The 12253-nt window shown below is 58.4% G+C and carries 10 protein-coding genes; 2 read left to right on the top strand and 8 right to left on the bottom strand.

Annotated elements, in window-relative coordinates; all coding sequences use genetic code 11:
• Positions 1-1265, bottom strand: a 1265-nt coding sequence (locus tag H1B37_RS34460; protein WP_182868315.1) for a DUF3754 domain-containing protein, incomplete at its 3' end; no start/stop codon positions are given.
• 33 nt (positions 1266-1298) lie between these two features.
• Here H1B37_RS34460 and H1B37_RS19400 point away from each other — a divergent pair.
• Positions 1299-2024, top strand: coding sequence for an HAD family hydrolase (locus H1B37_RS19400; RefSeq protein ID WP_182868314.1), 726 nt, complete (start codon positions 1299-1301; stop codon positions 2022-2024).
• Positions 2025-2096: 72 nt separating this feature from the next.
• Here H1B37_RS19400 and H1B37_RS19395 read toward each other — a convergent pair whose 3' ends face one another.
• The 7 genes from H1B37_RS19395 to H1B37_RS19365 form a co-directional block, all read right to left on the bottom strand.
• The gene (locus H1B37_RS19395) at positions 2097-3452 is read right to left on the bottom strand and encodes an FAD:protein FMN transferase (protein WP_182868313.1); all 1356 of its coding nucleotides are present in this window, start codon (positions 3450-3452) and stop codon (positions 2097-2099) included.
• 226 nt (positions 3453-3678) lie between these two features.
• Complete coding sequence (gene nqrF, locus H1B37_RS19390; RefSeq protein WP_182868312.1) at positions 3679-4899, bottom strand: NADH:ubiquinone reductase (Na(+)-transporting) subunit F; 1221 nt, start codon at positions 4897-4899, stop codon at positions 3679-3681.
• A 77-nt stretch (positions 4900-4976) separates the two neighbouring features.
• Complete coding sequence (gene nqrE, locus H1B37_RS19385) at positions 4977-5615, bottom strand: NADH:ubiquinone reductase (Na(+)-transporting) subunit E (RefSeq protein ID WP_182868321.1); 639 nt, start codon at positions 5613-5615, stop codon at positions 4977-4979.
• Positions 5616-5634: 19 nt separating this feature from the next.
• Positions 5635-6261: an NADH:ubiquinone reductase (Na(+)-transporting) subunit D gene (locus H1B37_RS19380; RefSeq protein ID WP_182868311.1), complete on the bottom strand. Its 627-nt coding sequence runs from the start codon at positions 6259-6261 to the stop codon at positions 5635-5637.
• A 3-nt stretch (positions 6262-6264) separates the two neighbouring features.
• Complete coding sequence (locus tag H1B37_RS19375; RefSeq protein WP_182868310.1) at positions 6265-7080, bottom strand: Na(+)-translocating NADH-quinone reductase subunit C; 816 nt, start codon at positions 7078-7080, stop codon at positions 6265-6267.
• Positions 7067-8365, bottom strand: a complete 1299-nt coding sequence (locus tag H1B37_RS19370) for an NADH:ubiquinone reductase (Na(+)-transporting) subunit B (RefSeq protein ID WP_182868309.1) — start codon at positions 8363-8365, stop codon at positions 7067-7069. Before H1B37_RS19370 ends, H1B37_RS19375 begins: the two co-directional genes overlap by 14 nt.
• Positions 8366-8459: 94 nt before the next feature.
• A complete protein-coding gene (locus H1B37_RS19365; RefSeq protein ID WP_182868308.1) occupies positions 8460-9809 on the bottom strand; it encodes a Na(+)-translocating NADH-quinone reductase subunit A in 1350 nt (449 codons plus the stop codon).
• A 487-nt stretch (positions 9810-10296) separates the two neighbouring features.
• On the opposite strand from H1B37_RS19365, the gene typA reads away from it, so the two are divergent.
• Positions 10297-12123, top strand: coding sequence for a translational GTPase TypA (typA, locus tag H1B37_RS19360; protein ID WP_353620867.1), 1827 nt, complete (start codon positions 10297-10299; stop codon positions 12121-12123).
• The last annotated feature ends 130 nt before the right edge of the window (positions 12124-12253 follow it).

Genomic DNA, 12253 nt, shown 5'->3' with positions numbered 1-12253 from the left:
GGGTGTCGAATTGTTTTGTTGATGTCGATTTTGTCGGCCGTTTCTGTCGCCAAACCGAGTTGCACGAGCGTCTCGATCGCGCGATCGACTTGAAAGTCGATTTCGACGTCGATCGCTTCGCGGATCAACCGTTCGCATTTGCGCCGTAGCCGACGGCGGCTGATCGGTTCAGATTCAGTCGCCAGCGCGTAGTAGGCCAACGTGGCCTCGTTGGTTGATTGGCGGCCGGCTTGTTGGATGATTTGAAATGCGGCGCCGGCGTTGGTGTCCAGTTTTTGGAAGTACAGGTTCCGCGTCAGATCCAGCAGGTAGCGGTTTTTCGTTTGAAAGTAGCTGAAGAAGCTTTTCACACAGTAACCGATCGCGGCCAGGATCAATCCGATCACCAGGGCGGTCGAGTAGTAGGCGGCCAGGGCGAGCGTGACGAGCACGAACCGCGAGATCTTTTGCAACGACAGCAACCAACCGCCCAGACTGGGCGCGATCACTTTGACGCGATCGAGTTTGCTGAGCCGGACGCGGGTTCCCGGCAGCAGCATGTCCACGTCCTGCTTGGGAATGTTTTTAAAAATCCGCAAATGAAACTGCCCGGCGGCGAGCATTTCGCCCCGTTCATGGTCTTCGGCCAGTTGAAACAACACGACCAGCCGCTGGTAGATCGCGACATCGACCATCTCCATGCGGTACAGGTTTTGTAGGCGTCGCTTGCAACGTCGGCCGATGATGTCGCCGCGGGCATAGACGGCCAAGTGTTGAAAGAGTCCGAAATTCGCGGTCATCGGCACGCCCCAGTGACTCGACACGCCGACGCATTTTTCGATGTCATCCTGGGTCAGCTTTTTGTAGGCCGCATCGGTCAGGATTTCATCGCACAGTTCCATCAGCTGTTGTGAGTCGTCGGCGACCTGATCATTCTGCAGATCGACCGGGATCTTGCAGTCGCTGTCGGGATCCATGGCGTGGTACCGATCCGAAAACTGGGCGTGGTACCGCGACGTTTTGGCCTGGACGTGTTCGGTGATCTGGCGGATCGCGCCATCGAAACGCGATTGTCCCTCCGCATCCAGCTCGGCGGATTCCCGTGCCCGGTGGCACAAATATTCGACCAGCGTTTGCGTTTCGATCGGCACGAACGGCTCGATCGACCAATGGGCTGCGTTGTCGTCGATCCAGCCGGACGTACTGACTTCGCTCGCCCCCTTGGTAAGTGGGCCTGTTCCATCGATGGACCAGTTGGTAAGAATTCGGTCAACCGATTCAGACACGGGAATCACGCAAAGAGCGAAAAAAGGAAACAGATGGCGAGCCGCCCACAGCGAGTATTTGAACCGATCCAGAAGTCCGACGGTAGCGACGGCGATCGCGGCGATACCCTTCCCGAGGTGGCCGGCGTGGCGTTGGACATGGACGGATTGCTGTTTGACACCGAACGGATTTACTGGCAGGTCGGTGACACGATCCTGCAACGACGTGGACACCGCTACAGTTCGGCCCTGCAGGCACGCATGATGGGGCGGATCGGGACCGCGGCGGTTCAGGAAATGATTGATTTTCACTCCCTGGACGATTCAGCCGAAGACTTGCTGGCCGAATCGGACGATCTGTACGGCAACCTGCTGCCGCAGCTACTCCGTCCGATGCCGGGACTGGAGGACTGGATCGGACATCTGCAATCCAGCGGGGTCCCATTCGCGCTGACCACCAGCAGCCGCCGGAAATGGGTCGACATCATCTTCGCCGAGCTACATTGGCGCAAGTCGCTGACCTTCGTGTTGACCGGGGACGATGTCCGAAATGGTAAGCCCCACCCGGAAATGTATTCCACCGCGGCCGCGCGATTCGGGCTCCAACCCCACCGCATGCTGGTCCTCGAGGACAGCGGCAATGGGTGCGCCGCGGGGGTTGCTGCGGGAGCAAGCGTCGTCGCGATCCCCAACGAACACACCCGCGAGCAAGATTTCACCGGCGCGGTCTTGGTGGCCGATTCGCTGTTGGATCAGCGGTTGTGGCAGATGCTGCGCTAGGGTTGTGGGATAGGCTTCCAGCCTGTCGGTGCGACGGGTGCCCCTCGCTCACGCTTCGGGCTAGTAAACCAACTACTCCGACTTGCCGGCGGCCATTTTGTCGCGTAGTTCCTTGCAGGCATCCGAGGGGTTGCTGCACAAGGAGCAACTGGTGCTGCCGTCTTCGTTGGTCTTGCTGGCCAACCCGCCGCACGACCCGCTGATCGAGCGCCGCCCGAAAACGACTCCGATCGCCATCGCAAACAACAGAATCGAAAAAACGCCAAACGTGATCACGGCGATCGGCACAAGCGCCTCCAGCCAACTCGTGTTGTCAGCGGCATCGGGCGCCGCCTGGGCGTACTGTGCCAAAATTCCCGTGCCTGCCATCTGATACTCCTTGGCATCGGTTCGCGAAACGAGCAAGGTGTGGATGTCATTCTGTTCTGCGATCGCGAGCGCCGGGTCCGGTCCCAATACGTTCAACGCGGTCGCCCATCCGTCGGCCTGCATGCACGTTTTTGCGATCACGGTCACTGATGCGAGGTCGTGTTCCACCGGCGCGCCGGTTCGCGGATCGATCGTGTGTGAATATCGTTTTCCGTCGACGACATACATGTTGCGGTAATCACCGGAAGTGGCCATCGCATTACCCGCCGCTTCGTTCATCAACATCGCATGGGCGATCATCACGGTGTCTCGGGCCGCGTCGGGCAGCTGAATCCCGACCTTCCACGGCCCGCCCGGCTTGTCGCCGTTGGTTCGCACCTCGCCGCCGATTTCCACAAACACGTCGCTCGCCCCCAGTTCGTCCAACTTATTGACGACTCGGTCGACGCCGTGCCCCTTGGCGATCGACGAAAGATCAATCTGCAACTCGGGGATCTGCTTCTTCAATCCCGGCGGATCGATGCGGACGTCCAGCTTTTTGTAGCCGACGGTCGCCATGACTTGCTTCAGCGTGTCCGCGTCGGGCACGGTTCGACTGCGTTCGGTCGGCCCAAAACTCCAGGCGTTGACCAACGGTGCGACCGTGACGTCGAACGCGCCGTCGGTCTTTTCGGCGATCGACTGGGCCTCGGCGACCACGGCGGCAAACTCGCTGCTGACATCGAACCAATCGGTGCTGGTTGAACGATTGAATTGAGAGATTTCGGACGATTCCAGATACGTCGACATCTGGTCGTTGACACGTCTCAGTTCGGCATCGATTGAAAACCGCAGCGTTTGGTCGTCCACCGCCTCCGCACCGGCGACTTTGACCATGTAGGTCGTGCCCATCGTCTTGCCACGGAACTCGCGAATTGTGCGAGGGCCGGAATCGTTCTGGCCGGAAGCTTCCTGGCCGGTGGCTTCCTGGCCGGTGGCTGTTGTGCTGCCGAACCAGACGGCTGCTGAAGAAAGAAACGCGACCAGCAATAGTGCCCGCCGCGTTTGTTGGATCGTCATTCTTATCACCAAAAGTGGGGAATTGGCGGTGCCGACTCCGTCAGCCTACCGCAGCTTCGTTTTTCGGTCGTGGACGAGGCGACGAGTCCATTCAGATTACGAGCGGAGAGGACTCCTTGCGTCGCCCACGACCGTTTACTCGGACCAAAAGGCGAGACCGAATATCTGCCAGCCATTGACTCATCGACAGGCTGGAAGCCTATCCCACATTGTAGCGGCGTGATGCTCAACCGCCGAAGTCGTCGTAGGCGATGTTTTCGGGTTCAACACCCAGATCGTCGAGCATGCGGAAGACCGCTTGGTTCATCATCGGCGGGCCACAGATGTAATACTCGATGTCCTCGGGCGCCGGGTGCTTGCTCAAGTAATTGTCCAACAGCACCTGGTGGATGAACCCTTGATAGCCGTCCCAATTGTCCTCGGGCAGCGGATCGGAAAGGGCGATGTTGAACTTGAAATTAGGGAACTTTTCTTCGATATCGCGGAAGTGATCGATGTAGAACAGCTCGCGGAGACTTCGACCGCCGTACCAGTAACTGACCTTTCGGTTTGTTTCTTGGCGTTTAAACAGCTCAAAGATGTGGCTTCGCAGCGGCGCCATCCCGGCCCCACCACCGATGTACACCATTTCGGCGTCGGAGTCCTTGATGAAGAACTCGCCGTAGGGACCGCTGATGGTCGCCTTGTCACCGGGTTTCAGGCTGAAGATCCAGCTGCTCATCTTCCCCGGCGGCAATTCGGGATTGCGTGGCGGCGGGGTGGCGACGCGGACGTTCAGCATGATGATGCCTTTTTCGCCCGGGTAGTTGGCCATCGAGTAAGCACGAATCACGGGCTCGTCGACCTTCGAAACGAACCGCCAGATGTCGTACTTGTCCCAGTCCTCGTGGTACTCTTCTTCGATGTCAAAGTCTTTGTAGTTGACCACGTGCGGCGGGCATTCGATTTGGATGTATCCGCCGGCCTTGAAATTGACGTCTTCTCCCTCGGGCAACTCCAGCACGAACTCCTTGATGAAGGTCGCCACGTTGTGGTTGCTGCGGACGGTGCATTCCCATTTCTTGGTGTCGAAGGCTTCGGCGGGGACTTCGACGTTCATGTCCTGCTTGACAGCGACTTGGCAGGACAAACGCTCGCCTTCGCGGGCGGCTTTCTTGGAAATGTGGTCCTTTTCGGTCGCCAGGATCTCACCGCCGCCCTCGTGAACCTTGACCTTGCACTGGGCACAGGTGCCACCACCGCCGCAGGCGCTGGAGACGAACACGCCGGCGTCGGCGAGCGCCCCCAACAGCTTTCCGCCGGCGGGAACCTCGATCTCTTTTTGGTCATTGATCATGATCTTCACCGGGCCAGAAGCGACGAGTTGCGCTTTCGCGCCCAGGATCAAGACCACCAATGCCACCACGACCAGGGTGAACATTGCGATGCCAAGGATTACGGTGCCCATTTCGGATCGGTACTATTTTAAGGTTTCTAAAAGGACGTCTTGTCAAAGTTGATGATGCGGAGGGATCGCAGGCAGCGTTACAGCTGGATTCCGCTGAAGGACATGAAGGCCAGTGCCATCAGTCCGACGGTGATGAACGTGATTCCTAAACCGCGAAGCGGCGGCGGGACATCACTGTATTTCATTTTTTCTCGGATTCCGGCAAGCGCCGCGATCGCCAACGCCCAGCCGAGCCCGCAACCGAGTCCATAGGTGCAGGATTCGGCGAACGAATAGTTGCGTTCCTGCATGAACAGCGACGCACCCAGAATGGCACAGTTGACCGTGATCAACGGCAAGAAGATCCCCAGGGTGTTGTAGAGGGCGGGGAAGAACTTGTCCAAGAACATTTCCAGGATCTGGACCATCGCCGCGATCACGCCGATGTAGCTGATGAATCCCAGAAACGTCAGATCGACCGATTCGAAGTAGCCGGGCGAGACCGGCAAAAAGCCCTCGGCCCACGTCAAGGCACCTTTCTTCAGGAACCACGCGTAGATGAACTGGTTGGCCGGCACCGTGATCGCTTCGATCACAATCACCGCGATGCCAAGACCGATCGCCGTTTTGACGTTCTTGCTGATCGCCAAGAACGTGCACATCCCCAGGAAGAACGCCAACGCCAGGTTTTCGACGAAGACCGCTTTGAGCAGGATGCTGAGATGGGTTTCAATGATTTCTGACATGGTTGTTTCCTCAGGACTCTTCGATTTGTTCCGGTTTGTATGCTCGGATCAACCAAATCAGGAAGCCGATCAAGAAAAACGCACTCGGGGGCAACAGCATCAAGTTGTTGGGGTTGTACCAACCGCCGTTTCGGTCCAGCGGCAGGATGACAAAGCCCATCAAGGTGCCGCTGCCAAGTAGTTCGCGGAAGAAGGCGACGAACAACAGCACCAGACCGTAACCGAGTCCGTTTCCGATTCCGTCCCAGAAACTCAGCCAGGGGCCGTTCTTCATCGCGAATCCTTCGGCACGCCCCATCACGATACAGTTGGTAATGATCAATCCGACGAACACGGACAGCTGTTTGCTGATGTCGAACAGGTAAGCCTTGAGCACCTGGTCGACGACGATCACCAGCGAGGCGATCACCGTCATTTGCACGATGATCCGGATGCTGCTGGGGATGTACGCCCGGATCGCACTGACGGCCAAGTTGCTGAACGCCGTCACGGCGATCACCGCGATGGCCATCACGATCGACGTTTCCATCTTCGTCGTCACCGCCAAGGCACTACAAATCCCCAGGATTTGCAGGGCGATCGGGTTATTGTCGACCAACGGATCGACGATCACAGATTTTGTAGTTTGTGCAGCCATTTCTCAGGACCCCGATGTCTCCGACGTGCTGTTTTTAAGTTGTGACAAGAATGGTCCGTATCCATCCTCGCTGGCCCAGTAACGCAACAGGTTCGTCACGCCTCGGCTGGTAATGGTCGCTCCGGACAACCCGTCCACCGCGTAAGGATTGCCTTCCGGTGCGGTGCCCTTGTAAACCATCGCGGCCGGTTCACCGTTTTCGTTGTACAGCTTTTGGTCTTCCCACTGCGCCTTCCAGGCCGGGTTGTCGACTTCGCCACCCAAGCCGGGCGTTTCGGCATGCTGGTAGAACGTCAAACCCTGGATCGTTTCCAAGTCATTCTTCAGCGCCAGGTAACCGTACAGCGTGGACCAAAGGCCTTTGCCATAAACCGGCAGCACGACCTGTTGAAACTGGTTGGTGCCGGGCTTTTTGACGAAGTAAACCTTGGCCACTTTTTCGCGGCGGCCGACGCCGGGATCGTACGGCGTTTCACCGATTTCGACGCTGGAATCCGCTTTTTCGGCCGCTTCACGCGGGTCGTACGCCGCGGTGTCCATGTCGGTGACAAATTCGCCGGTTTGCAGATCGACCAATTCCTCGCTGACCCAAGCGTACAGTTCGTCGATTTGCTCTCGCGAGAGCTCGCTGGCCGGTTTTCCGAACTCCCCGATCGATAGCCCTGCGGCATCCAGAATGTTCTTCTGGCGATCGAGCATCTTATTTTCTTCCTGCTTGCCCTTCAGTCCGACAGCGGCGACGCTGACGACCAGCGAGCAAACGACACACAAAATGGTCGCCGTCAGCAGGGTATTAACAGTGGAATCACGTTGTGACATAGCGTGCCATCCTCCGGCGAACGTTTGCGGAAACAACGAAGTAATCGATCAAGGGTGCGAACACGTTGCCGAACAGAATGGCCAACATGATGCCTTCGGGGAACGCCGGGTTGATACAGCGAATCAACACGGTCATGAAACCGATCAACGCGCCATAAATCCATTTCCCCTTTTCGGTCATCGACGCACTGACCGGGTCGGTGGCCATGAACACCAACCCGAACGCCAAACCGCCGATGACAAAGTGCCAGTAAAACGGCACGCTCATCATCGGGTTGGTGCCGGTCGTGACACCGTTTAGCAACAGCGAGGTCGCAGCGACGCCGCCCAACACACCGGCCATGATTTTCCAAGATCCGATTCCGGCGCCGATCAGAATCGCAGCCCCGATCAAGCACATCAGCGTGCTGGTTTCGCCGACACATCCTTGGACCGTTCCCAGAAACGCGCTCGTCCAGGTGATCGGCTCGGTCCAGGTGACCGGGTCGGAAACACCGAGGGAATAGTTGACCGATTCCAGCGACGCCAACGCCGCATTGGTCTCTCCCGCCGGATCTGGCGTGGCCACGGCCATCTGGCCCAAGGCGGTCGCACCGCTGAACCCGTCCACGGCCGTCCAAACTTTGTCGCCGCTGATTTGACCGGCGTGGGCAAAGTACAGGAACGCGCGACTGGTCAGGGCCACATTCAGGAAGTTACGGCCCGTGCCGCCGAACACCTCCTTGGCCACGATCACGCCGAACGCGATCCCGACGGCCACCTGCCACAGCGGAATCGATGCCGGCAACGTCAGCGGGAACAGCAATCCGGTGACCAGAAAGCCTTCGTTGATCTCGTGGCCCCGCAGGACACTAAAGACCATTTCGATGTGGCCACCGACGAACATGCAAACGAAGTAGATCGGGATGAAAAAGATCGCACCGAGCACCATGCAGTCGGCAATGCTTCCCGGGTCGTTGGTGAACCCGATCGCGTTGTGGATGGTGTAGTGCCAATCGCCGACGTAGCGTTCACCGGCCTCGGCGGCCCGCTGGATGGCGGTGTTGGCCTGGTAGCCGACGTTCCACATTCCAAAGAGCGTCGCGGGCACCAAAGCCATCACGACGGTGATCATCATTCGCTTCAGATCGATGTTGTCACGCACGTGCGTTTGCCCGTGAGTGGTTTCGCCCGGCGTGTACAGAAACGTGTCAATCGATTCGTACACCGGATACGCGATCTGCAGCGGTCCGCCTTTGTCAAAAAGCGGATGGACCTTGTCCAGAGCAGCGCGGAGTGCTTTCATTGGTCAGTCTTGCCCAATAACGGTTTTTTCTGAGTAAATGGAACGGTTCGGCTGCTCGGAGCCGTGTCCGCCTAAATGATTTCAACGCTCCCGATCAGCCTTCACGCTCGATCGTGGTCAGGTTTTCGCGAAGCAACGAGCCATATTCATATTTTCCGGGACAGACAAACGTGCATAACGCCAAGTCTTCCTCTTCCAGTTCCAGGACGCCCAATTGCTGCGCCTGGTCGGTGTCGCGGACGATCAACGCACGCAGCAATTGCGTCGGCAGGATATCCAGCGGCATGACTTTTTCATAAGTCCCCAGCGGCACCATCGCCCGCTCGCTGCCGCCGGTGCTGGTGGTGAAGGCGAATTTTTGGTTCGGCAACATCGACGAGGCGAACACGCGAGTCGTGCTGAACTTGTCAAACCCGGGCTTTTGCCAACCCAGAAATTCGCGCTCGTCACCTTCGGCGATCACCGAGATCTGTGTGTGGTAGCGGCCCAAAAAGTTGTGCGGGGGTTTGGCGTTGCGTCCACAAAGCACCGAACCGGAAATCGGACGCACGCTTGCTCCGGCGTCGTACTCGCCCTCGGTCAGCTGGCTGATGTCGGCCCCGAGACGCGTTTCCAGCAACCGCGGTTTGCCGATCACCGGGCCGGCCAGCGAAATCACGCGGCGAACATCCAGCGTGCCCGTCGTCAGCAGGGCACCGATCGCCATCACGTCTTGATAACCCAGGTACCACACCGACTTGTTCGGACCGACCGGGTCCAGTTCGTGGATGTGCGTGCCGACCAGACCCGCCGGGTGGGGGCCGCCGAACTCGGTCACCGTGACACCTTCGACCGCACCGCCGGGAATCTCCGACCCGGGTGCCTTGCAGACGTGGACTGCACCGTCGGTCAGCTTGGTGATCGCCGTCAGCCCCAGAATGAATTGATCCTTGCGGTCGGCCATCGCGGTGGCCGGACACGCCGCCAACGGGTTGGTGTCGATCGCTTGGACAAAAATCGAACTCGGCTTGGTTCCCGGCACCGGAACCTTGCCGTAGGGGCGGGTTCGCAGCGACGTCCACAAACCGCTGGTGACCAACAATTCGGTCAACGCGGCCGCGTCCATCGAATTGACGTCACCGACTTCAAATTTGACCGCGTCGGATTCCGAAGGCGAGGGATCGACGTCGATCACCACCGCTTCGAACTTGCGCTTTTCACCGCGAATCACGTCCGCAACCGTGCCGGCCGCGGGAGACGTGTAGGTCACGCCCTCGGTTTTTTTGTCGGTAAACAGCGGCTGGCCCAGCTTCACCTTGTCTCCCGGGGCCACCAACATCGTGGGCTTCATGCCGATGTAATCGTCGCCGACCAACGCCACTTTCGTGACCGGCTTGGCAACTTCGATGTGCTGGGCGGGGGTGCCGAGGATCGGGAGATCCAATCCTTCTTTGATCGTGATCATAGGCTTCGAAAAACGGTTGGACGCGCACGGAGACTAAAAAACAAGCGCCGAAACAAGCTCAGGCACTGAAAAACCAAGCAGACAATATCCAGCTGACGAAAATCGAACTGACAAAGATCTCACCGACAAGGGACACTTTGTGATTTTTTTCACAAGCAAGCCGCGAGCAAATGCCCACATCAGTGGGCGACGAAAACTGCCATGTCTTTGGTCAGGGAATATTACATAGCTGACCATAACTCGCAACGGTACACCGATCAGCGGAAGGGCGAGCGACCCTGGCGATCTGTTTAGGGTCCACGAAACGCCAGTGCGAACGCCTAGCGAAGCTGACAGACACACGACGGGAAAGGTCTAGCGAGAAATCGCCCAACCGTATTCACTATCTGTCAGAAAAGGTCTTTCTTTTCCTCGCTGCGACTCCAACGGTTGTTGCAAATCTTCAGATCGTACTGAGTTGTCTCCCACCCCCTGCAAGTGTTATTTCGTGACCCAATCCACTTTGGCCGATCGCCGCACCGATATTCGAAACGTTGTCATCATCGCCCACGTTGACCACGGAAAAACCACGCTCGTTGATTGCTTGTTGCGGCAAAGCGGGCAGTTCCGCGATGCCGAATTGAAGGGCGAACGGATTTTGGATTCGAACGACTTGGAACGGGAACGTGGGATCACGATTCTGTCCAAAAACATTGCGATCCCCTATCGCGACGTGAAGATCAACTTGATCGACACCCCCGGGCACGCGGACTTCGGCGGTGAAGTGGAGCGTGTGGTGACGATGGCCGACGGATGCTTGGTGTTGGTCGACGCGGCCGAAGGCCCGATGCCGCAGACACGTTATGTGTTGGAAAAGGCGTTGGCCGCCGGTGTCAAACCGATCATCGTGGTCAACAAGATCGACCGTCCCGACGCGCGCTCGCCCGACGCGTTGGATGAGGCGTTGGAGTTGCTGGCCGATCTGGGGGGGGAAGACCAACTGGATTCCGTCGCGTACGTGTTTGCCAGTGCGAAAGAAGGCTACGCGACAACCGACCCCGACCAGCCGACCGAGAACATGCGGCCGCTGCTGGACTTGCTGGTCGACCACCTGCCAGGTCCGGAAATCGACGCCGAGTCGCCGCTGCGGATGTTGGTGACGACGTTGGACTGGAGCGAATACGTCGGCCGAATCGCGGTCGGACGGATCGAAGCGGGACAAATCCGCGCCGGACAGACGATCGAGCTGCATCAAAAGGACGGCCCGGTCAAACAGAAGGTCGCCGGCTTGTACGTTTTTAATAACTTGGGCCGAGTCAAAACCGACGTCGCCAGCGCCGGCGACATCGTGGCGATCGAAGGGCTGGAAAACGTCGAAATCGGTGACACCGTTTCCGCAGTCGACGCGGACAACGCCTTCCCGCGGCCCGCCGTCGATGAACCGACGCTGGAAATGGTGTTCGCCGTCAACTCCTCGCCGATGGCCGGCCGCGAAGGCAAGTACGTGACCACACGGCAGATCAAGGCTCGGCTGGAAAAGGAACTTGAACGCAACGTCGCCCTGCGGGTGGAGATGATTCCGGGGACGGAGGCCTATGCGGTCAAGGGACGCGGCGTGCTGCACCTGGCGATCTTGATCGAAACGATGCGCCGCGAAGGGTTCGAGTTGAGTGTCGGCAAACCGCGGGTCATCAACCGCGATATCGACGGAAAGCCCCACGAGCCCTTCGAATCGCTGCGGGTGGAAGTTCCCACCGAAGCGATGGGCCCGGTGATGGAGTTGGTCGGGTTGCGACGCGGGACACTGGAAGAAATGAAGCAGCGCGGCGAATACAGCTTGCTGCGATTCACGATCCCCTCGCGCGGTCTGATCGGGTTGCGAACGCGATTGCTGAACGCTACCCGCGGGACCGCCGTGATTCACCATCGTTTCGACAGCTATCGGCCGGTCGAGCCCGAAGTGCCGCGGCGCGCCAACGGCGTTTTGATCTCGATGGTTTCCGGAAAAACGATGCCGTTTGCCCTGTTCGCCCTGCAGGACCGCAGTGACCTGTTCGTCGGCCCCGGCGTGGAGGTCTATGAGGGCATGATCGTGGGCGAAAATGCCCGCGACAACGACATGAACGTGAACCCCTGTCGCGAAAAGAAACTGACCAACATGCGGGCCTCGGGAAGCGACGAAAACGTGATCCTGAAACCGCCACGCGACATGTCGCTGGAAGCAGCACTGGAATACATCGAGGATGACGAATTGGTCGAAGTCACCCCGGAAAATATCCGCCTGCGCAAGATCCTGCTCAAGGAATCCGACCGCCGACGCAACAACCGCAAATAGTTTCGACCGGGTCAGGCAATCTGGGAAAGAAAGAAGGCAGAATGATACGGGGCAGAATGATCAAGTCATGATCCTGCCCCTCAGTTTCCCAGCCGACACGATCTGAACGGCAGGCGAAAATCCTACCATT

Origin of the sequence: Stieleria mannarensis (genome assembly GCF_014154935.1) — a bacterium.
Lineage (GTDB): Bacteria > Planctomycetota > Planctomycetia > Pirellulales > Pirellulaceae > Stieleria > Stieleria mannarensis.
Note: the sequence above shows the minus strand (reverse complement) of the source record. Positions and strands in the feature narration are given on the sequence as shown.

Excerpts from the sequence above, each read along its gene's own strand:
- H1B37_RS19400 (WP_182868314.1), top strand. The coding sequence starts at position 1,299 with ATGGCGAGCCGCCCACAGCGAGTATTTGAACCGATCCAGAAGTCCGAC.
- H1B37_RS19395 (WP_182868313.1), bottom strand. The coding sequence starts at position 3,452 with ATGACGATCCAACAAACGCGGCGGGCACTATTGCTGGTCGCGTTTCTT.
- nqrF (WP_182868312.1), bottom strand. The coding sequence starts at position 4,899 with ATGGGCACCGTAATCCTTGGCATCGCAATGTTCACCCTGGTCGTGGTG.
- H1B37_RS19380 (WP_182868311.1), bottom strand. The coding sequence starts at position 6,261 with ATGGCTGCACAAACTACAAAATCTGTGATCGTCGATCCGTTGGTCGAC.
- H1B37_RS19375 (WP_182868310.1), bottom strand. The coding sequence starts at position 7,080 with ATGTCACAACGTGATTCCACTGTTAATACCCTGCTGACGGCGACCATT.
- H1B37_RS19370 (WP_182868309.1), bottom strand. The coding sequence starts at position 8,365 with ATGAAAGCACTCCGCGCTGCTCTGGACAAGGTCCATCCGCTTTTTGAC.
- H1B37_RS19365 (WP_182868308.1), bottom strand. The coding sequence starts at position 9,809 with ATGATCACGATCAAAGAAGGATTGGATCTCCCGATCCTCGGCACCCCC.